Here is a 21,609-nt window from a genome sequence, read left to right on the forward strand (position 1 = left end):
TCATAACCCTACTAATCACTAACGTAATTTCTCAATGAATAATCAGTCAGCACTAATAAAGCTTAGTTAATTCAATATATCAATATACAAAAAAACAAATCTCCAAAGTGCCCACACAGATTGTCTACCAGTTGTTAAAGAACAAAAAACCATATCAAATTCACTTTGACATGCAATCAATTTTAACTTCAAAAATAAAACCACTAAATCTTTAGCGGCTTCATCTAGAATTTGGCTCCTCCTGCTGGACTTGAACCAGCGACATATGGATTAACAGTCCACCGTTCTACCGACTGAACTAAGGAGGAGTTGGTGCCTCGAGGCGGAATCGAACCACCGACACGGGGATTTTCAATCCCCTGCTCTACCGACTGAGCTATCGAGGCATAACGCTTAACTGCGTCAACGGCGTGTATTAAACTTTTTTTTAGCGTCCAAGTCAACAAATAATTTAAAAATTTATACTTTTTTTTTCTATTTGAACATTTAACAAACGAAAAGCATATAAATAAACCAAATTTACAGTGAAAAAATCACATTTTGAACCGCACTTCTGGCAATACCTATTTTCTTACTCTATAGCTTTTTTGTGCTTTATCTACTTTGATAAGATAATTCCTAGCCTGTTCTGAAGGGTGGTTTTGAGTCAGAATTCGATAAACTTGCTCTGGATAAAGGCTATTAATTTTTTCTATAGCTACTTCGCGGTCTTCATCAAAAACACGTAAAACTGCTCCCGCACCACTATTATATGCGGAAATCATGGCAAAACGCTTTGAAGCTGGATTCGTTATACCATCTAGATATTTATTCTGTAATATCCACAAATAAGCTGCTCCAGTATCAATGTTTTTTACAGGATCAAATAAATAGCGTTTTGATGGCTCACCACTTTCACCTTTCAGCTGAAATACATCACGTCCTGCTGTATGTGGAACTATTTGCATCAAACCAATAGCATTTGCATAGCTAATTGCATAAGGATTAAAGCTTGATTCTGTTTGCATAATTCCCAATATCAAACTTTCATCCAATCCATACCGCCGTGCTGTTGCTCGTACTATAGGAACATATTTCTTAGCCCGTACAGCAATATGGTTAGCAATCATTGGAATAGTAACAAACAATACATTTTTACCATTTTTTAATATTCGAGATTGCAATCTATTTTGAATTAAATATGAAGCAAAATTAGTAGCGACTGCAGGATCTTTAATCTGTCCCCCTAAATGATCAACTACTTGTCCAAGTAAAAATGGTCGATTGCTAATTGGCACATCGCCTGAATCAAATAAATCAATACCTTTCGCATCAGAACCCATCAATAAAGTATGCACGATAGCGTAATGTAATCGATTAACATCACTTTGAGTCTCAATACTAATTATCCCCTCATCGAAGCTAACATGACTTCTTGTATAATAATTATCGGTGTACTTTACGTAATCTTTACGACTAGCTACTAATAATTCGGTCACTCCCCAAATTTGATCAATATTATGAGAGAATTGTCCAGTTAAGATATCTAAGCCTTGAGTATCTTTTGCAAATGCTTCATCAAATTGTAATCCTTTTTTATTTGAGCTACCACATGCAAATAAAAAAGGGATTAAAACCATAATAATATATTTTTTCATCTTATTTTTCTGTAGGTGCAACATAGCCTTCAATATGAATATCTTTTCCTTCAAACAAAAAACGAACCATCTCTTGTTCTAACAATTTACGGTGTTCAAGGTTCATCATATTTAATTTTTTTTCATTAACTAACATTGTCTGTTTTTTGATCCACTCACTCCAAGCTTGTTTGCTGATTCCATTAAAAATACGCTTACCTAGTTCATTTGGATAAAGTTGGAAATCAAGTCCTTCTGCTTCTTGTTGTAGATATTCGCAAAATACTATTCTTGCCATGTGTTACTTCTCTCTTTGAAATTGAATTAATAAATTTTTTACAGGAGTTGCTAACCCTATTGAATCAGGATTTTTCAGATCATACCAATATTTGACCGCACTTGATACAGAAGATTCATATTCAACTAAATTTTCCTTAATTATCTTCCAGTCTGTACTCTGAGTTTTAATATGAATAGGCTGTAACTGAGCATAAATTGGATAAATATCTAAATGAAAATGACTAAACGTATGACGAAAGCTTTCTCCCTCTCGATAGTATTGCACTCCTAATTTTTTTAAATAAATCAGTAGGCTATCTTTTGTTTGAAATTGCGGGAAACAATATAAACCACCCCAAATACCCTTACTTTCACGCTGCTCCAACGCTACTTTTCCATTATCCGATAAAATTAAAAAATAAGATTTACGTTCTGGTAAAGTTTTCTTCGGTTTTTTTGCTGGATACCGATTCCAACTTTCCATTAGATTTGCCTGACAATCTATTTTTACTGGACATAAATTACACTTCGGGTTTGTTCTAGTACAAACCATCGAACCTATATCCATCATGGCTTGATTAAAATCAGCGACTCTTTCCGTTGGTGTAACTTGTGAACTTAATTGCCATAAACGATTCTCTACTATTTTTTCACCAGTCCAGCCCTCGACTGCAAAATATCTCGATAATACTCGTTTTACATTACCATCTAAAATAGGATAAGGTGCATTTAAACAAGAAGATAACACTGCTCCTGCGGTACTTCTTCCAATTCCAGCAAGCTGCAAAACCTGTTCAAAATCTGTAGGAAATTGCCCACTATATTGATCACGAATAGTCTGTGCTGTTTTATGTAAATTTCTTGCTCTCGCATAATAGCCTAATCCTGTCCACAAATGTAATACTTCATCTAAAGGTGAGTTGGCTAGTGCAATAATAGTTGGAAAAGTTTTAATAAAACGCTCGAAATAAGGAATAACTGTTGTGACTTGTGTTTGTTGCAACATAATTTCTGATAACCAGACTTTATAAAGAGTCTTATCTTGTTGCCAAGGTAAAAGCTTACGACCAAATCGATCATACCAAGTCAACACAGAACGAGCAAACAATGAGTCAACAGAAGCTTGAGCTAACATAACAAAAGTGCGGTTAAAATAAGGCGAAGTTTAACAGGGTTATTACTTTTGTCAAATCGACAAAAGAAAACTGCGATTGTATCAATCGCAGTTAATCCTTACTAATTAGTTATTCTACTCTTACTCCATAGAACGAACTATAACCAAATGGACTCAGTTTATAATCTTTTACTCTCAAACTTAGTGGAGTAAAAGTCACTGAATGAGCGATTGTAATCCAAGGTGCTTGCTCTTTTGCAATAACCTGTGCTTTTTTATACAATTCTGCACGTTGATTTTTGTCTTTTAAATGAATGGCTTTGTCTAACAAAGCATCAAATTCTTTATTTTTCCAGCGAGAGTAATTACTGTTCCCTGCATTATCTCCACCAAGTAGTGGTGATAAAAAGTTATCAGGATCACCATTATCACCCGACCAACCATAAATACCTGCTGTAAATAGCCCCTCTTTAGTTCGCTTAATGTAATCACCCCATTCATAGCTAACTAATTTTGCTTTTACACCTATCTTTTCCCAATCACTTTGTAAAATTTCTGCTGTACGGCGAGGATTTGGATTAGAATTCCGTACTACTGGTTGGACCCAAAGTTCTGTTTCAAATCCATTTGGATAGCCTGCTTCTGCTAATAACTGCTTAGCTTTTTCTAGATCATAAGGATAATCTTTAACTTCATCATTATAACTCCAAATTGTTGGTGGTAGCGGATTTTTCGCCACGATACCCGCACCTTGATAAACTACACTAATAATAGTTTTTTTATCTGCAGCGTAATTCAATGCTTGACGAACTTTGACATTATCAAAAGGCGGTTTTTCTGTATTGAACGCTATATAAGCAACATTCAACCCTTCTTGAGACATAAGCTGCACTTTTGGATCCTTTTTCATCTGTTCTAAATCAGCTGAATTTGGAAAATCCATCATATCGCAAGCTCCTGTGCGTAATTTTGCATAACGAGCTGTGGCATCTGGCGTAATACTGAAAATTAAACGATCAATAGGTGTTTTTCCTTTCCAATAATCTTTATTAGCAAAAAACCGAATAGCTTGGTCTAACTGATAGCCTGCAAATACAAAAGGACCAGTTCCAATTGGTGTAATATCAATAGTCTCTGGTTTACCTGCTTTCATCATTTTATCTGCATATTCTGCGGAATAAATAGAAATAAAATCCATTCCTAAACTTGCAAGAAAAGTAGCATCAGGCTTATTCAATGTAATCTTAATAGTATAGTCGTCTATTTTTTCAATTGATTTTAACAACTTATCAAACTTCATTGCTTTGAAATAAGGGTAGGTTCCACTTGATACATTATGATAAGGATGATTAGGATCTAATTGTCGATTAAAAGAAAACAGCACGTCATCAGCATTAAAATCACGACTAGGTTTAAATTCCTTACTAGAGTGGAATTTTACTCCTTTTCGCAAGTGAAAAGTATAAACTAACCCATCATCGCTGATATCCCAACTTTCAGCCAATCCTGGTTCTAAATCTGTACTTCCCCGTTTAAATTCGATTAAACGATTGTAAACTTGCTGTGAACTAGCATTATAAGAAATACCATCCATTACTAAAGCTGGACTAAACCCTGTAGGTGAACGACTAGTACAATTAATAAAAGTAGCTTCTTTAGCTTGTACTATTTGAGTAAAAGTAGCTAACGATACTGCTACAGCCGCTAATGATAATGCTGGTTTTAAATTCATATTTCCTCCGAATTATCAATATGATTATCAGAATAGCCTAACTATATAGTTAAAGTGCGGTTTATTTAAAGAATAAAATGATATTTACTATAACAAAACACTATAAAATTACGAAAAATTACTATTGTAGTATAATAAACATACAAAAATAAAAATGTAACTAAATTTTAATTTAGTCCACCGCACTTTGTATTTCACTTAATGAAAATAAGTAGCAATTTCTACAAAAATCTTAAGCAAACTCGCATTTAATAAGTCAATAAAAAATGCTCCGACCATAGGCACAATTAAGAAGGCCTTGTGTGATGGTCCATAGTGTGAAGTAATTACTTGCATATTAGCCACGGCCGTTGGTGTTGCTCCTAGACCAAAGCCACAATGTCCCGCACTTAATACGACTGAATCATAATCTTTGCCCATTGCTCTATAAGTAACGAAAGTGCTGTATAGTGCCATAATCAACACTTGAACTATTAATAAAATAAAGATCGGTAATGCTAATCCTGCTAACTCCCATAATTTTAATGACATCAATGCAATCGCTAAGAAAATAGATAATCCTACTGTACCTAAAACATCTACAGCTTCCTCTGCAACTTTAAATTTAAATAAATGAGAAAGCGTATTTCGAATAACTACCCCCGTAAATAAGCACCAAACAAACGTTGGTAATTGTAATATTGTACTTTTTGTTGAGGCATCTAAATATTGTCCTACAAATAGACAAATGGACATCATCGTTACTGTTTCAATAATAGAACGAGTATTAATTTTGCGACGATACTTTGGTTTCTCGAATGCTGCCTCTATATCATCGACACTTTCATCTTCCTCAATCTCAGCTTTCTTCATGCGTTTTAATAAAAAACGAGCAACAGGTCCTCCTATCAAACCTCCTGACACTAAACCAAAAGTGGCACAAGCCATTGCTAGCTCCATCGCTCCCTGAACGCCAAATTGTTCAGTAAATACTTCAGCCCAGGCTACACCTGTGCCATGACCACCAGTCAACGTTACGGATCCCGCAATTAGCCCATAGACAGGTTTAAGCCCCAATGCAATTGAACCTAAAATACCCACCGTATTTTGAATAATAATTAGCCCAGCTGCTACAAAAAGGAAAACGATTAAAGGCTTACCACCTTTAACCAAACGAGAAAAATTTGCACTTAGCCCAATAGAACTAAAAAACACAAGCATCATCGTACGCTGTAGATTAGTATCAAAAGTAAATGTCAACTCCCAAACCTGATTTAAGATTGTAACAGCTACCGCTACGATGAAGCCACCTACTACTGGCTCAGGGATATTAAAATCATTTAATAATTTTACTCGTTTTACTAAAAAGTAACCTAATAACAATGCCAAACAGGCCAATGCCAATGTTTCATAAATATCAAATATCATATAATCTTCTCCTTGATTATTTGCTTATATACTACTCTACAGCGAATAAAAAAGAATGAACTTAAACTAGTAGCTCAACCAAACTCTGAGACATACCAATATAAGTAGCTGGTGTCAGTTTCTGTAAACGATTTTTTTCCGATTCAGGTATTTCTAAATTATTAATAAATACTCTTATTGCTTGCTCATCAACCCGTTTACCTCGAGTTAATTCTTTTAACTTTTCATAAGGTTTTTCAATACCATAACGTCTCATCACTGTCTGTATTGGTTCTGCTAATACTTCCCAATTTTGATTAAGTTCGCTAAGCAAGTGCGGTTCATTTACTTCTAATTTACTGATTCCCTTGAGAGTAGCAGCATAAGCAACCAAACAATAACCCAATCCAATCCCAAGATTTCTCAATACAGTAGAGTCTGTTAAATCACGTTGCCAACGAGAAATTGGCAATTTAGCTCCTAAATGACTCATGATCGCATTCGCCAATCCCAAGTTACCTTCAGAATTTTCAAAATCTATTGGATTTACTTTATGTGGCATAGTGGAAGAACCTATTTCACCTGATATCGTACGTTGTTTAAAATGGTTAAGTGCAATATAACCCCATAAGTCACGATCAAAATCAATGATAATTGTATTAAACCGAATGATATTATCAAAAAGTTCCGCAATATAATCATGAGGCTCAATTTGAGTAGTATATGGATTCCAGCAAATACCTAGTGAAGTTACAAATTCTTCACTAAATTTGTGCCAATTTATATCAGGATAAGCAGATAAATGAGCATTATAATTACCAACAGCACCATTAATTTTTCCTAATATTTCAATTTGTTGTAGCTGTTTAAACTGACGTTTCAAGCGATACACCACATTTGCCATCTCTTTACCGATAGTTGTTGGTGATGCAGGTTGACCATGAGTACGAGATAATAATGGTATATTTTTATATTCCATTGCTAACCGACTAATTTCATCAATTAGTTTTTGCCACTGAGGTAAAACTATCTGTTCTCGAGCTGTTTTTAACATAAGAGCATGAGAAAGGTTATTAATATCTTCAGATGTACAGGCAAAATGTATAAATTCACTCACTTTAGCTAACTCAGATTTTGCCATTATTTTCTCTTTAAGAAAATATTCTACAGCTTTAACATCGTGGTTAGTTATTCGCTCAATCTCTTTGATACGTTGAGCATCTTCCAAATTAAATTGTTCTATAATGTGATTGAGATAATTTTGTGCTTCTTGCGATAAAGCTGGAACTTCTTTAATTTCTACAGTAGATGCCAATTTTTGTAGCCATCGAATTTCAACAATAACTCGAAACTTCAACAAACCAAATTCACTGAAGATACAACGTAAATCGTTGACTTTATCTTGATAACGTCCATCAATAGGGGAAAGTGCGGTTAATGCGGTCAATTGCATGTAAAATAGCTCCTAAAATGTTGAATGAATTTTTTGTGCAGTGTTAATAAGTTTGCCACGTGAAAATAGAATTTGCCATTTTGTACCACCTACTTGTCGCCACAAAACAGCTGATCGTATTCCCGATAACAAACAGGCTCTGATACGATGATGCATCGAAATTTGCTGTAAATATTTAGGCGAACCTTTAACTTGAATTTTATTGCCTAATGGACTAATAATATCAACGTAAATATCTGCTAACTTAGCTATAAATTCACTATCAAACGACTCATTGTGATATGACTGAATTGGTAAATGGCGTATTCTGTGAGCAAGAATAGCTTTAGCTTTACAGTTTTTATTTAATTTATTTTCTAATGCCAATATGTTCAACCAATATTGATTTAAATCTACATCATTACCATTTAATTGATTAATTAGAGTCTTCAATCCTAATGTTAAATTAGATTCTTGCCCACCATAAACATCTAGAACATCTTTTGGTGCAGTTTGTAACAAAGTACAAATACTGGTATTAAACGAATTTTCATCAGCTAGTCCTGTTATTGCTAGTTCCTGTACTAACTTTGCTGATTGACATACGCCAGCTAAGGCTAAAGTAATTTCGTAAAAATTTGCCATAGTCATGATGAAATAATAAAGAAATTGTCGGCAATATATCACTTTTCTGTTATCTTTTAAAGATAATCAAGGAATGGTATTATGGCTGCTCTACGTAATAAAACCTTATCAAGGACACTCCTATGAAAAAATATATCTTGTTATTAGCAGGGTTGCTACCAATAACTAGTTTTGCAACAATAATTGTTGAAAATCCTACTGTATTTGCAACAAATAGTTCTAGCGAACCAAGTGCCATATTTATGCGATTAAAAAATACGTCAACTCAACCTGTTAACTTACTAAGTGTTGAAAGTCCATTAAAATCTCGTTTGGAAATGCATGGGATGAAGAACAAAAAAATGACTCCTGTATCAATGATTGAGGTTGCACCTAAAAGCGTGACAGAGTTAAAACGAGGAGGGCTACATATTATGGTTTTTGATTCTGCTCAACCAATAAAAACAGGAACTGATTTCCCTCTTACACTTTATTTTGATAACGGCGAAATAATTTCTATACAAGCGAAGACAATTTCTCGCTAAAGAAAATTGCCAATCTTTACAAGCTCATTAAATGAGCTTGTTAGTGTAATACATTTTTACAAAATCACTTCAGTTTTTTCTCAATAGTGCCACCGCCAAGACAAACCTCACCTAAATAAAATACGGCTGCTTGACCTGGTGTAACGGCTATTTGTGGTTCATCAAATTGCACTATAATAGTATCATTATCCAATGGGGTAATTGTACATGGAATATCCACTTGACGATATCTAGTTTTTACTGTGCAACGTAGCATTTCTGTTACAGGATTGCGATTTACCCAGTGTAATTGACAAGCAACTAAACCACGAGATAGTAATGCGGAATTATCCAATCCTTGTCCCACTATCAATACGTTATTGATTAGATCTTTTTCAACAACATACCATGCGTTTTCGTCTTTTCCTTTGACACCACCAATACCAAGCCCCTTCCTTTGTCCAAGAGTGTGATACATTAAACCTTGATGACGACCTATAACTTCTCCTTCTGTGGTCTTAATATATCCAGGTTGTGCAGGCAAATAGCGAGAAAGAAATTCTTTAAACTTTCTCTCGCCAATAAAACAAATTCCTGTAGAATCTTTTTTCTTAGCAGTAACGAGGCTCAACTCTTCTGCTATAGCACGTACAATAGATTTCTCTACGCTTCCCACAGGAAACAAACTTTTTGCAAGCTGTTGATGGCTCAATGTATATAAAAAATAACTTTGATCCTTATTAGGATCTAATCCACGTAATAAGTGCGGTTGTCCATTAAGATCTTTTTGCCGAACATAATGACCTGTAGCTATAAAATCTGCACCTAAATCTTCCGTCGCATACTCTAAAAAAGCTTTAAACTTAATTTCTTTATTACACAAAATATCGGGATTTGGAGTTCGACCAGCTTTATATTCAGCTAAAAAATGTTCAAATACGTTATCCCAGTACTCTGCTGCAAAATTAATTTTATGTAAACAGATCCCCAACTTATCACAAACAGCTTGTGCATCTGCTAGATCTGCTGTAGCTGTACAATAATCCGAATCATCATCTTCTTCCCAATTTTTCATAAACAGTCCTTCCACTTGATAGCCTTGCTGTTGCAAGATATAAGCAGAAACAGAAGAATCAACCCCCCCAGACATACCAACTATCACTTTAATTTTGGCATTTGCCGCTAATTGTTCATTGGATATTATAGGAAAATACTGTTGATAAGTTATTGATTTCATAAATTCTCACTTGTCAGTAGGATATTGTTATTTCACTTCATAAAAATGAGATCTAAAGCGTTCAAGTTCTGCGGGATTAGCTTCTCCTTTAGCAACTTTAGTCTTTAAATTATCACAGGGCTCTTCACAATCGCACATTTTTTCCATACCGAGAGCCGTAATTCCACCACAACTACCTGTAATAGATTTTTTCTTCACTACATATCCTAAGGACATTGCTAAAATAACTAATAAAAAAAATCCGAATGTAACTAAAAATAGATGCATAATTATTCCTTATCAACGAGCTTTTTAAACGCTGATGACATTTTTGTTTCAAATCCATTATTTGTTTTAATGATTAAATAAACAGGTAAATTCTGTTTTTCAGCTAGTTCAAAGGCTTTATTTTCACCTAATACAAACAATCCTGTTGACAAACCATCGGCAGTCATAGAAAGAGGTGCTAACACAGTGATTGATGCTAATCGATGCTGAATTGGATAACCTGTCTTTGGATCTATTTCATGTGAAAAACGCTTTCCATTTTCCTCAAAATAATTGCGGTAATCACCAGAAGTTGCCATCGCAAAATCTTTTAAACCTAAAACATATTCTATCTCTCTTGCACCATCAAATTTTGGTTTTTCAATAGCGATTTGCCAGTGCTTACCTTTAGAATTTTTACCTTTAGCACGAATCTCCCCACCGATTTCAACTAGATAATTTTTAATTCCTTGGTTTTCCATATAATCAGCAACTTGATCAACACCAAAACCTTTGGCAATCGAACTTAAATCAACATAAAGTTGGGGAATGCTTTTTTGCAAATAAAATTTATCCGCACGTTGTGTTAATTTTAATTTATCAATGCCCACCCAACTTTGTCGCTGTGCTAATTCTTGTGCTGTTGGAGATTTCTCAATTCGTTTTTCTGGTCCAAATCCCCATAGATTCACTACAGGTCCAACAGTAATATCTAATGCTCCTTCTGTTAATTCATTTAACTCAATAGCTTTTTTAATTACTTTAGCAAGATCTGCAGAAATTTCTATAGGACTATTCACTTGCTGACTCTTATTAAAACGACTAAGTTCAGAGCTAGGAATATAAGTAGACATTTTATCATTAACATCTTGTAATATAGCTTTAATTTTTCCGTGAATTTGCTCTACGTTATACTTCGAATCCTCATCATTAAGGAATTGGACATGATAAGTTGTTCCCATTGTCCTACCATTAAGATGAACAGTTTCAGTTATGTTAGTTGATGCTATAGACAAAGAAGGAATAAAAATTAAAAACCAAGTAAATAAGTGTTTCATTTTCATGATTATTAGCCTAATAAATTTACTACTATAATAAAAAATTTCTTTGTTAAAAATAGATAAAACGGTCAGAAAACTGACCGCTCTTTTTAATTATATTATATTAAATTAACCACCAAAGTCATCAAGTAAAATATTTTCATCTTCTACACCGAGATCTTTCAACATACTAATCACGGCCGCATTCATTACAGGAGGTCCACACATATAGTATTCACAATCTTCTGGTGCTTCATGGTTTTTCAAATAATTTTCATAAAGCACATTATGAATGAATCCTGTATAGCCAGTCCAATTATCTTCAGGTAGAGCATCTGAGAGTGCTACATGCCATTCGAAATTATCATTTTCTGCTTGTAATTGATCAAAATCTTCTACGTAGAACATCTCACGTTTTGATCTAGCTCCATACCAAAAAGACATTTTACGTTTTGAATGGAGACGTTTAAGCTGGTCAAAAATATGAGATCGCATTGGTGCCATACCAGCACCACCACCAATAAATACCATTTCAGCATCAGTTTCTTTAGCAAAAAACTCTCCAAATGGTCCTGAGATTGTCACTTTATCTCCAGCTTTCAAAGACCAAATATAAGATGACATTTGACCTGGAGGCACATCTGGATTACGTGGCGGAGGCGTTGCAATACGTACATTAAGCATAATAATGCCTTTTTCTTCAGGATACGAAGCCATAGAGTAAGCTCTAACAATAGGCTCATCTACTTTTGACACATAACGCCAAAGATTAAATTTATCCCAATCCTCATGATACTCTTTTGGAATATCAAAATCTTTATACGCTACAGTGTGAGGCTCAGCTTCGATTTGAATATAGCCTCCAGCACGGAAAGGCACTTCCTCTCCCTCAGGAATCGCTAATTTTAATTCTTTAATAAATGTAGCTTTATTATCGTTAGAAATAACCGTACATTCCCATTTTTTTACACCAAATACTTCTTCGGGAAGTTCAATTTTCATGCTATTTTTAACGTTTACTTGACAAGAAAGACGATATCCCTCTTTAGCCTCTCGCTTAGAAATATGAGAAAGCTCTGTTGGTAAGATATCACCACCACCTTCTTTTACTTTAACAACACATTGCCCACAGGACCCCCCGCCCCCACAAGCAGAGGATACGAAAATACCTTTACTCGCTAATGCACCAAGCAGTTTTCCACCAGCAGGTAAATTAATAGCCTTGTTTGGATCATTATTAATTTCAATAGTAATATCACCTGAGTTTACTAGCTTCGATTTAGCAAATAAAATAACAATAGCTAATGCCAACACAATAACAGTAAACATTGCAATTCCAAGAGTAATTTCCATTTAATCCCCCTTACAACTGAATACCAGAGAAAGACATAAAGCCAAGAGCCATCAAACCAGCTGTAATAAAGGTAATTCCTAAACCACGTAAACCCGCTGGTACATCAGCATATTTCATTTTTTCAGTAATACCTGCAAGTGCCACAATAGCAAGCATCCAGCCGACTCCAGCACCCACGCCATATACTACTGATTCAACAAAATTGTAATCTCTCTGTACCATAAAAGAAACACCTCCAAAAATAGCACAGTTTACCGTGATTAGTGGTAGGAAAATACCCAATGCATTATAAAGTGCAGGAAAATATTTATCTAAAATCATTTCCAAAATTTGTACAAGTGCTGCAATAACACCTATAAATGTAATAAAATTCAAGAAACTTAAATCAACACCTTCCACTAAAGCACTATCTTTCAAAATTAATGAATATACTAATTGGTTTACTGGTACAGAAATACCTAAAACTACAATAACAGCTATTCCTAAACCGAAAGCTGTGGAGACTTTCTTCGAGACAGCAAGGAAAGTACACATACCTAAGAAGAAAGATAACGCCATATTTTCAATAAATACTGACTTAACGAAAAGACTAATGTAATGTTCCATAGACTATTTCTCCACCTGTTCTGGTTTCCAAGTGCGAATACCCCAAATAATAAATCCAATAATGAAGAAAGCACTTGGTGCAAGTAAAAATAAACCATTCGTTTGATACCAACCACCATCTTGGATAGTTTTTAAAATCGTAATACCAAATAGTTTTCCAGAACCAATTAACTCACGTAAAAAAGCAACGCTAATTAAAATCGCACCATAGCCCAAACCATTTCCAATTCCATCAACAAAACTTTCAATTGGTTTTGATTTCATTGCAAAGGCTTCAGCCCGTCCCATAACAATACAATTCGTAATAATCAACCCAACAAAAACAGAGAGTTGTTTTGATAAACTATAAGCATAAGCACGTAAAATTTGATCTACCAAAATTACTAACGATGCAATAATGGCCATTTGTACAATAATACGAATGCTATTAGGAATATAATTACGAATTAAAGAAATAAAAAAGCTCGAAAATGCTGTTACGAAGCTCACTGAAATAGACATTACAATAGCAGTTTCTAATTTAGTTGTTACAGCAAGTGCGGAACAAATACCCAAAATTTGCAAAGCAATCGGGTTATTATCTGCTATTGGTGATAATAGCAATTTTTTAAGATTTGAATTACCCATTATTTAGCCTCCGCTCTAAGTTTTGTAAGGTATGGAGCAAAGCCGTTTGTGCCAAACCAATAATCAAAAGTACCTTGTACCCCTTTAGAAGTTAAAGTTGCACCTGAAAGACTATCAATACCATGTTCATGGTCAGATGATGCTCCTTTAGCAATGCGAATCGCTGGTTCATTATTGCCATTAAATAATTTTTTACCAACAAAATGAGCTTGCCATTTTTGGTTTTCAATTTCACCGCCTAGCCCAGGTGTTTCACCATGTTCATAGTAAGTTATACCTTTTAGTGTATTACCATCAGGCTCAACTGAAACAAAACCATACATGACAGACCACAGACCCGTACCATAAATGGGCAATACGATTTGACTGATTTTTCTATCTTTACTTTTCACTAAATACACTTCTGCTAATTTAGCTCGTTCACGCAAACCTGCTTTATCTAATTCAGCAGGAATCGCGACATTTTGTTTTGGATCTTTAGCTGCTACTTTGGCGTCAAAATTAGCTGGACAATTTACATAGTTACCCGAATCTAATTCAACACAACGAGCTTCAATACTTTGATCAAAAATAGTTTTAATTTCACTATTCTTAGTTTCAGGTTTTAATAAACCAGCAACGCTTAGAATATTTTTTTGTTTATCAAGTTGCTTCTGCTCTTCTTGAGTTGGTTTTAATAACACTGCCGAACCTGCTACAATAATAGAGCAAGCTAAACTCACTAGGATCACGATTGAGATCGTGCCGCCAATACTGTCTTTATTTTTAAACATTGCGAGATCTCCGACGTTTGATATTCGCTTGGACAACAACATAGTCAAAGAGTGGAGCGAATAAGTTAGCGAACAAGATAGCAAGCATCATACCTTCAGGATAAGCTGGATTAGCTACTCGAATAAGTACACACATTACCCCTATCAACGCACCATACCACCATTTTCCTTTATTAGTAAACGCTGCAGATACAGGATCAGTTGCCATAAATAGCATACCCAAAGCAAACCCACCCAAAACTAGATGCCAGTACCAAGGCATAGCAAATAAATAATTAGTTTCTGAACCAATTAAATTAAACATGGTTGATGTTAAAATCATACCAATCATTACGCCTGCAATAATTCGCCAAGAGGCAATACGAGCAAATACAATAATTGCCGCACCAAACAATAATGCTATAGTAGAAACTTCACCAATAGAACCAGGAATATTTCCTAAAAACGCATCAAGCCATTGGATATTCTGACCTGTGGAAACATGTTTTAAGGCTGCTTCTCCTCCTGTTGCCCACTGTGAAAGTGCGGTCGCTCCAGAGAATGCATCAGCACCATTTGCACTTGCATGATAACCAGCTGTCCACACTAAATCTCCCGAAATCTGAGCTGGATAAGCAAAGAATAAAAATGCTCGTCCAGCAAGGGCGGGATTCATAAAGTTCTTTCCCACTCCACCAAATACTTCTTTAGCAACAACCACACCAAAAGTTGTAGCTAATGCAGCCTGCCATAATGGTAAAGTTGGTGGAACGATTAGTGCTAACAAAATAGAAGTAACGAAGAAACCTTCATTGATCTCATGCTTGCGAATAGTAGCAAACAAAACTTCCCAAAAACCACCCACTAAAAACACTGTAATATAAATTGGCAGAAAGAAAATAGCTCCTAATGCTATTTTTGCTAATACACCTGAGTCAAGAGAAATTAAACCAAGAAAATTGGCTAATGCAAAATGCCAATCATGAGTCACACTCGCTACTAAGTTTTGTGAAAAATCCCCAGTACTCGCCAATGCTAAAATGGACTGATTACCCACATTAAACATACCATAGAACATTGCAGGAAATAACGCGAGCCAAACCAACACCATCATACGTTTAGAATCTAGTGCATCACGTACATGGGAAGATTTCACCGTTACTGTACCTGGCGTATATAAAAACGTAGCTGTTGCTTCATACAAAGCATACCATTTTTCATATTTACCACCAGGTAAAAATGCAGGTTCCATTTTCTCTAAAAGATTTTTTAAACCCATTTTTAACCTTCCTTCTCAATCTTATCTAAGGCAGCACGCAACATTGGACCATATTCATTTTTACCAGAACAAACAAAAGTGCAAAGTGCTAAATCCTCTTCATCTAGTTCTAAACAACCTAAAAGTTGTGCACTATCTGTATCACCAACACTTAAATCACGCAATAGTAATGTTGGTAGTATATCCAACGGCATTACTCGTTCAAATGAACCAATAGGGACTATTGCACGATGCCCACCGTTTACCGACGAAGTAAAGTTAAATAACTTATTACTAAAATGTCCTAATACAGTGCGAGTAATTGAAAATTTATTTGAACCTGGTGCTATCCAGCCTAAAAATTCTTTATCGCGACCTTCTGAAATCACTGAAACTTGTAGAGCATAGCGACCTAAAAAATCTACTGCACCTTTTGCAGTTACTCCACTTAATACTGAACCAGAAATTACTCTGTTCTCACCATCTTTTAACTCATTAACAGTCAACTGAGACAAATTCGCACCAAGTCGAGTACGAATCAAAGTAGGATTTTTTACTTGAGGACCAGCAAGAGATATTACTCTATCAGTATAAATTTCACCTGTTGTGAATAATTTACCGATAGCAACTACATCTTGATAATTTATATACCACACTTGTTTAGTAGCACTCACTGGATCAATAAAATGTATGTGTGTACCACTTAAACCTGCAGGGTGAGGTCCTTGAAATTCATGGATTTGCAAATTAGTTAATTGAGTGGTAGGAATTTTACTTCCTGCTGCTTTACATAAATGCAACTTGCCATTATGTAAACGACTTAATACGGTTAAACCATTAATAAAATCTTCTTCCAGCCCTTGCAAAACTACTTCTGGATCTGCTGCCAATGGATTTGTATCCATTGCATTGACAAAAATCGATGCTGGTGTTGCATCAACCATTGGAATTTTACTGAATGGACGAGTACGAAGTGCGGTCCACAAACCAGAAGTTTGTAATTGTCGACGCACTTGTTCAGAACTTAATGTCCCTAATTCATCAGCGGAATATTGAGCAAAAGTTAATTGCTCATCACCGACGATTTGAATCACGACTGATTGTAAAACTCGCTTAGCTCCACGATTAATTGCTACTATCGTACCACTAGCTGGTGCAGTAAATACAACACCAAGATTTTTTTTGTCTTCAAAAATAACTTGGCCTTTCTTTACTATGTCGCCCTCACGCACTTTCATCGAAGGACGCATCCCCACATATTCTTCACCAAGCAAGGCAACTTCAGTCACAACATTACCATTACGGATTACTTGTTTTGGCTTCCCTGATATAGGAAGATTCAAGCCCTTTTTAATCGTAATCATATTGTTTGCTCTACTTTTATTAGATTAAAAATTACAGTTACCGCACTTCAAAATAAAAGCGACAATAACCTCTTCTTGAGTAATAGTTTTTGAATCTATATCTAAATGTCAGATAAATGAGACAATAACAAATTCTCCAACTATCTAAATCTAAAACTCAAATTTTATAAAATTTATATTTTGTATTTAGCAATAGCATAAACAAAATATAAGTTAAATTTTTGTTTTTGATAAAAAAATGATTTGCTATTTTAACTAAATAACAACGTCTATTCCACTTTATCGAGCACTTTTTTTATAGTTTTACTAAAAGAGGCTATTTTTTTGCTCTAAATCAAAAATTATTTCAAAATAAAATCAATTGTTACCTCATATTAGGTATAAAAACAAGATTACTTTTTTCTAGTAATACAGCTAGTTGATTTGGGGATAACTTTTTCTAACAATTCCCATTCTGATAACGTATAAATATGTAACGACAAAGCATGAAGTCCATTATGAAATTCATCAGATAATAGTTGATAAATTTGACGATGGCGGGAAATCTTAGTTATATTTTCAAAATAGTCACTCACAATGACTACTTTAAAATGAGACTCACCGCCCAACTCCAAGCTGTGTCTATGGCTTTCGTTTTCAACAAGAATAAAGTGCGGTGAAAATTTCTCGATCAACTTTGTTTGTAATATTTGCTGTTTTAACATATTTATTTTTTCATGTAACATGGCTTTATCAAGTAAGGACTATACATTATAAAAGAAGTTTGCAAAAATAAAGAGAAATCTTTTCATCGTTGAGGTCTAATATGAAATTTAAAAAATTATTTACAATATTTCTATCGTTATTTTCAGTATTACTTAGTGCCTGTCAGGGAGAAACTAATTCAGTTCTGTATTTTAATCCTCCATCACCAATAAACAATTTCAATCCGTTAAATCAAAATGCAATACTAAATATTGTTGTTCGTGACAACCGTAATAAACCTGAAGTATCAAATTATGTATCTGCTGGAAAAAATTTCAACCTTTACGCACAACCTCAAGTAGCACAATTATTTGATCAAGTTATAAAACAAGATCTGAATGCAAAAGGATTTCATATTGCAGCCACTCCCGTACAAGCTAATACAAATTTAATTGTAAATGTAAATCATTTTTATGCTAATGTTGAACAAGGCAGTTTGCGTCATAAGATAACTTCTAGCATTCAATTAAACATTCAAATTCAAGGAGTAAAAGGGCAATTTAACAAAAATATTGGAGGGACAAGGACAGTAGAAGGTGCCTTTAATGCAAAAAATGAAAAAATCCAAAAAGTATTGAGCGACACATTAAATGATGTAGTACGATCTATTTATCAAGATCAGGAAATTCCCAATGCAATTAATCGCTATTTAAATTAAATATCAAAATTACTATACTAAAATTATGAAATCTACACCTTATTAATCGACTTTAAAATAAGAAGTAAGGTGTGGATTTATTTATAATATAACTTAAAGTAATAAATCCTACTGGATTAAATTCTTTTTTGTTAGCTAAATAAACATTGGAAATAAAATAAAGCTTGTGTCTGTGCTAAAATAGTCTTTCTGTTATATCACTTAATAAATTTAATAATCATAATAACTTATTTCAGATAAACAATCTCTATATAGAATTCGTATCTTGCTTTCTAAGAAAAGTTGAGTTTTGAACAAATCTCTCATATCGCCTAGTATAAAAATGGTAATATCATCAATTCATAAAAATTTAGAAAATAAAATTATCATTGAACATATAAAACATATAATAAGAATAATTCATCAAAATCAATCACAAAGTGCAGAATAAAGGAAATAGGAAGAAAAAGAAAATAATAAAATAAAACCCCGATAATTATTAATAAATCGGGGTCAATTATTATATTTAGATTTTATTCCGCTGCTGAAACTTCTTCAGAAACAGCTGGGCGATCAACCAACTCAATATAAGCCATTGGTGCGTTGTCACCAGCACGGAAACCACATTTTAAAATACGGGTATAACCACCTGCACGTTGTGCAAAACGTGGACCTAAATCATTAAACAATTTTGCAACAGTATCAATGTTGCGAGTACGAGCAAAAGCTAAACGACGATTTGCAACGCTATCTTCTTTTGCTAGTGTAATTAACGGTTCAACTACACGACGTAATTCTTTTGCTTTTGGCAAAGTAGTCTTGATGATTTCATGACTTACTAATGAACTTGCCATGTTACGAAACATCGCTTGGCGATGGCTGCTATTACGGTTTAGTTGACGACCACTCTTACGATGGCGCATGATCTTATCCTTCTCAGAAAAATCTTAACCTATGACTAAATTAGTCCTCAGCAATACTAGCTGGAGGCCAATTTTCAAGTCGCATACCTAGTGTTAGACCACGTGAAGCTAAAACATCTTTAATCTCAGTAAGAGATTTTTTACCTAAATTAGGGGTCTTTAATAGCTCAACTTCTGTACGCAATACTAAATCACCGATATAATGAATTGTTTCTGCTTTCAAACAGTTAGCAGAACGAACTGTCAATTCTAAGTCATCAACAGGACGTAACAGAATTGGATCAAATTCTGGTTTTTCTTCCTTGACTTCAGGTTGACGAACATCTCGCAAATCAACGAATGCATCTAATTGCTCTGCTAAAATTGTTGCTGAACGGCGTATTGCTTCTTCAGGATCAAGTGTTCCATTTGTCTCTAATTCAATAACTAATTTATCCAAATCAGTACGTTGTTCAACACGAGTTGCTTCTACATTATAAGCAATACGGTTAACTGGACTATAACAAGCATCAACCAATAACCGACCAATTGGTCTTTCTTCATTTTGACTATGAACTCTAGTAGATGCTGGAACATATCCTCTACCACGCTGAACTCGAATACGCATATTAATTGATGCATTTTCATCTGTCAGGTTGCAAATAACATGATCAGGATTAACAATTTCAACATCACCGTCATGAATGATGTCAGCCGCAACAACAGGGCCAATTCCAGACTTGTTAAGTGTCAGAAATACATCATCTTTATTCTGCACTCTTACCGCTAGACCTTTTAAGTTTAGAAGGACTTCAATAATATCTTCTTGAACACCCTCTTTACTGCTGTATTCATGCAATACGCCATCAATTTCTACTTCCGTTACGGCACAACCCGGCATTGAAGATAAAAGAATACGACGTAATGCATTTCCTAGAGTATGACCGAAACCACGCTCCAACGGTTCTAAGATCACCTTAGCATGAGTAGAACTAATTTGTTCAATATCAACTAACTGTGGCTTTAAAAATTCTGTAACAGAACCCTGCATTTTATCCTCTCTTTGCTATGAAACTTTAACTATTATTTAGAGTAAAGCTCAACGATCAGATGTTCGTTAATGTCTGCTGATAAATCAGAACGCTCAGGAACACGTTTGAATACACCTTCCATTTTAGCTGAATCAACATCCAACCAAGTTGGTTTTTCTCTTTGTTCTGCCAATTCCAATGAAGCTTTAATACGAGCCTGTTTCTTGGACTTTTCACGAACAGCGATAACATCATCAACTGAAACTTGGAAAGATGGGATATTAACCACACGACCGTTTACAACAATAGCTTTGTGGCTCACTAACTGGCGAGCTTCAGCACGAGTTGCTGCGAATCCCATACGGTAAACAACATTATCCAATCTACCCTCTAATAATACTAATAAATTTTCACCAGTATTACCTTTCAAACGGTTTGCTTCTTTATAATAGTTACGGAACTGACGTTCTAAAATACCATAGATACGACGAACCTTTTGTTTTTCACGTAACTGACTACCATAGTCTGATAAACGTGGTTTGCGAGCACCATGCTGACCAGGTGCTGTATTAATTTTACATTTTGAATCAATCGCACGTACACCTGACTTAAGAAATAAGTCAGTGCCTTCGCGACGGCTTAGCTTGAGTTTAGGACCCAAATATCTTGCCATTTTACTTTCTCCAACTATCTTACGCCATTAAACACGACGTTTTTTCGGTGGACGACAACCGTTATGTGGAATCGGAGTCACATCAGTAATGTTCGTGATACGGAAACCCGCAGCATTCAACGCACGAATTGTTGACTCACGACCAGGACCCGGTCCTTTAACCATAACTTCCAAGTTCTTTAAGCCGAATTCTTTAACAATTTCAGCACAACGTTCAGCAGCAACCTGTGCTGCAAATGGAGTTGATTTACGAGAACCACGGAAACCAGAACCGCCAGCTGTAGCCCACGCAAGAGCATTACCTTGGCGATCAGTAATAGTAACGATAGTATTGTTGAAAGAAGCGTGGATATGAGCTACGCCATCTACAACTTGTTTTTTTACACGCTTACGTGTACGAACTGGTGTTTTAGCCATTTAATTTACCCCGA

General features: G+C 34.9%; 23 protein-coding genes and 2 tRNA genes. 2 read left to right on the forward strand and 23 right to left on the reverse strand.

From position 1 onward, the window contains the following. Positions 1-232: 232 nt before the first annotated feature. From ACFQ02_RS07040 to hflD, 9 genes are all read right to left on the reverse strand, one after another. Positions 233-308, reverse strand: a tRNA-Asn gene (locus tag ACFQ02_RS07040). Between the two features lie 2 nt (positions 309-310). Continuing rightward, positions 311-386 (reverse strand) — tRNA-Phe (locus ACFQ02_RS07045). Positions 387-563: 177 nt separating this feature from the next. Continuing rightward, on the reverse strand, positions 564-1,637 hold the full coding sequence (gene mltC / locus ACFQ02_RS07050) for a membrane-bound lytic murein transglycosylase MltC (RefSeq protein WP_380821054.1): 1,074 nt from the start codon (positions 1,635-1,637) through the stop codon (positions 564-566). Position 1,638: 1 nt separating this feature from the next. After that, positions 1,639-1,914: an oxidative damage protection protein gene (locus tag ACFQ02_RS07055; protein ID WP_380821057.1), complete on the reverse strand. Its 276-nt coding sequence runs from the start codon at positions 1,912-1,914 to the stop codon at positions 1,639-1,641. A gap of 3 nt (positions 1,915-1,917) precedes the next feature. After that, on the reverse strand, positions 1,918-3,030 hold the full coding sequence (gene mutY, locus ACFQ02_RS07060; protein ID WP_380821060.1) for an A/G-specific adenine glycosylase: 1,113 nt from the start codon (positions 3,028-3,030) through the stop codon (positions 1,918-1,920). Positions 3,031-3,139: 109 nt separating this feature from the next. After that, positions 3,140-4,741: an ABC transporter substrate-binding protein gene (locus ACFQ02_RS07065; protein WP_380821063.1), complete on the reverse strand. Its 1,602-nt coding sequence runs from the start codon at positions 4,739-4,741 to the stop codon at positions 3,140-3,142. Positions 4,742-4,939: 198 nt separating this feature from the next. Then, positions 4,940-6,148 carry a sodium/glutamate symporter gene (gltS, locus tag ACFQ02_RS07070; protein WP_380821066.1) on the reverse strand — a complete coding sequence of 403 codons (1,209 nt, stop codon included), beginning with the start codon at positions 6,146-6,148 and terminating at the stop codon, positions 4,940-4,942. 61 nt (positions 6,149-6,209) lie between these two features. Further along, positions 6,210-7,580, reverse strand: coding sequence for an adenylosuccinate lyase (gene purB / locus ACFQ02_RS07075; RefSeq protein ID WP_380821069.1), 1,371 nt, complete (start codon positions 7,578-7,580; stop codon positions 6,210-6,212). 12 nt (positions 7,581-7,592) lie between these two features. Then, positions 7,593-8,204, reverse strand: coding sequence for a high frequency lysogenization protein HflD (gene hflD / locus ACFQ02_RS07080; RefSeq protein ID WP_380821072.1), 612 nt, complete (start codon positions 8,202-8,204; stop codon positions 7,593-7,595). A 122-nt stretch (positions 8,205-8,326) separates the two neighbouring features. On the opposite strand from hflD, the gene ACFQ02_RS07085 reads away from it, so the two are divergent. Then, positions 8,327-8,728 (forward strand): copper chaperone PCu(A)C, encoded by a 402-nt coding sequence (locus tag ACFQ02_RS07085; RefSeq protein ID WP_380821075.1) that lies wholly within the window; start codon positions 8,327-8,329, stop codon positions 8,726-8,728. Between the two features lie 64 nt (positions 8,729-8,792). Here ACFQ02_RS07085 and mnmA read toward each other — a convergent pair whose 3' ends face one another. From mnmA to ACFQ02_RS07135, 10 genes are all read right to left on the reverse strand, one after another. Next, positions 8,793-9,944 (reverse strand): tRNA 2-thiouridine(34) synthase MnmA, encoded by a 1,152-nt coding sequence (gene mnmA / locus ACFQ02_RS07090; protein WP_380821078.1) that lies wholly within the window; start codon positions 9,942-9,944, stop codon positions 8,793-8,795. 27 nt (positions 9,945-9,971) lie between these two features. Continuing rightward, entirely contained in the window at positions 9,972-10,211 is a 240-nt protein-coding gene (gene nqrM / locus ACFQ02_RS07095) for a (Na+)-NQR maturation NqrM (RefSeq protein WP_380821081.1), read from the reverse strand. 2 nt (positions 10,212-10,213) lie between these two features. Then, complete coding sequence (locus ACFQ02_RS07100; protein WP_380821590.1) at positions 10,214-11,248, reverse strand: FAD:protein FMN transferase; 1,035 nt, start codon at positions 11,246-11,248, stop codon at positions 10,214-10,216. A 111-nt stretch (positions 11,249-11,359) separates the two neighbouring features. Next, the gene (nqrF, locus tag ACFQ02_RS07105) at positions 11,360-12,583 is read right to left on the reverse strand and encodes an NADH:ubiquinone reductase (Na(+)-transporting) subunit F (RefSeq protein WP_380821084.1); all 1,224 of its coding nucleotides are present in this window, start codon (positions 12,581-12,583) and stop codon (positions 11,360-11,362) included. A gap of 10 nt (positions 12,584-12,593) precedes the next feature. Then, positions 12,594-13,190, reverse strand: a complete 597-nt coding sequence (gene nqrE, locus ACFQ02_RS07110) for an NADH:ubiquinone reductase (Na(+)-transporting) subunit E (RefSeq protein ID WP_380821087.1) — start codon at positions 13,188-13,190, stop codon at positions 12,594-12,596. Between the two features lie 3 nt (positions 13,191-13,193). Next, positions 13,194-13,817, reverse strand: a complete 624-nt coding sequence (locus ACFQ02_RS07115; RefSeq protein ID WP_380821090.1) for an NADH:ubiquinone reductase (Na(+)-transporting) subunit D — start codon at positions 13,815-13,817, stop codon at positions 13,194-13,196. Further along, a complete protein-coding gene (locus ACFQ02_RS07120; RefSeq protein WP_380821093.1) occupies positions 13,817-14,590 on the reverse strand; it encodes a Na(+)-translocating NADH-quinone reductase subunit C in 774 nt (257 codons plus the stop codon). The genes ACFQ02_RS07115 and ACFQ02_RS07120 overlap by 1 nt, the downstream gene beginning before the upstream one ends. Further along, complete coding sequence (locus ACFQ02_RS07125) at positions 14,583-15,848, reverse strand: NADH:ubiquinone reductase (Na(+)-transporting) subunit B (protein ID WP_380821096.1); 1,266 nt, start codon at positions 15,846-15,848, stop codon at positions 14,583-14,585. The genes ACFQ02_RS07120 and ACFQ02_RS07125 overlap by 8 nt, the downstream gene beginning before the upstream one ends. Positions 15,849-15,850: 2 nt before the next feature. Beyond that, the gene (locus ACFQ02_RS07130) at positions 15,851-17,191 is read right to left on the reverse strand and encodes a Na(+)-translocating NADH-quinone reductase subunit A (protein WP_380821098.1); all 1,341 of its coding nucleotides are present in this window, start codon (positions 17,189-17,191) and stop codon (positions 15,851-15,853) included. Positions 17,192-17,583: 392 nt separating this feature from the next. Then, positions 17,584-17,895: a BolA family protein gene (locus tag ACFQ02_RS07135; RefSeq protein ID WP_380821101.1), complete on the reverse strand. Its 312-nt coding sequence runs from the start codon at positions 17,893-17,895 to the stop codon at positions 17,584-17,586. 101 nt (positions 17,896-17,996) lie between these two features. On the opposite strand from ACFQ02_RS07135, the gene ACFQ02_RS07140 reads away from it, so the two are divergent. Further along, the gene (locus tag ACFQ02_RS07140) at positions 17,997-18,593 is read left to right on the forward strand and encodes a YajG family lipoprotein (protein WP_380821105.1); all 597 of its coding nucleotides are present in this window, start codon (positions 17,997-17,999) and stop codon (positions 18,591-18,593) included. A gap of 512 nt (positions 18,594-19,105) precedes the next feature. On the opposite strand, the gene rplQ is transcribed toward ACFQ02_RS07140, so the two are convergent. Genes rplQ through rpsK form a run of 4 tightly spaced genes read right to left on the reverse strand, consistent with a single transcriptional unit; the run spans position 19,106 to position 21,595 of the window. After that, entirely contained in the window at positions 19,106-19,495 is a 390-nt protein-coding gene (rplQ, locus tag ACFQ02_RS07145; RefSeq protein WP_380821108.1) for a 50S ribosomal protein L17, read from the reverse strand. 40 nt (positions 19,496-19,535) lie between these two features. Continuing rightward, entirely contained in the window at positions 19,536-20,525 is a 990-nt protein-coding gene (locus tag ACFQ02_RS07150) for a DNA-directed RNA polymerase subunit alpha (protein ID WP_380821111.1), read from the reverse strand. A 32-nt stretch (positions 20,526-20,557) separates the two neighbouring features. Next, positions 20,558-21,178 carry a 30S ribosomal protein S4 gene (gene rpsD, locus ACFQ02_RS07155; RefSeq protein WP_380821114.1) on the reverse strand — a complete coding sequence of 207 codons (621 nt, stop codon included), beginning with the start codon at positions 21,176-21,178 and terminating at the stop codon, positions 20,558-20,560. 27 nt (positions 21,179-21,205) lie between these two features. Continuing rightward, on the reverse strand, positions 21,206-21,595 hold the full coding sequence (gene rpsK, locus ACFQ02_RS07160; RefSeq protein ID WP_077415376.1) for a 30S ribosomal protein S11: 390 nt from the start codon (positions 21,593-21,595) through the stop codon (positions 21,206-21,208). Positions 21,596-21,609 lie beyond the last annotated feature (14 nt).

The sequence above is a fragment of the Seminibacterium arietis genome, from assembly GCF_042675725.1.
Lineage (GTDB): Bacteria > Pseudomonadota > Gammaproteobacteria > Enterobacterales > Pasteurellaceae > Seminibacterium > Seminibacterium arietis.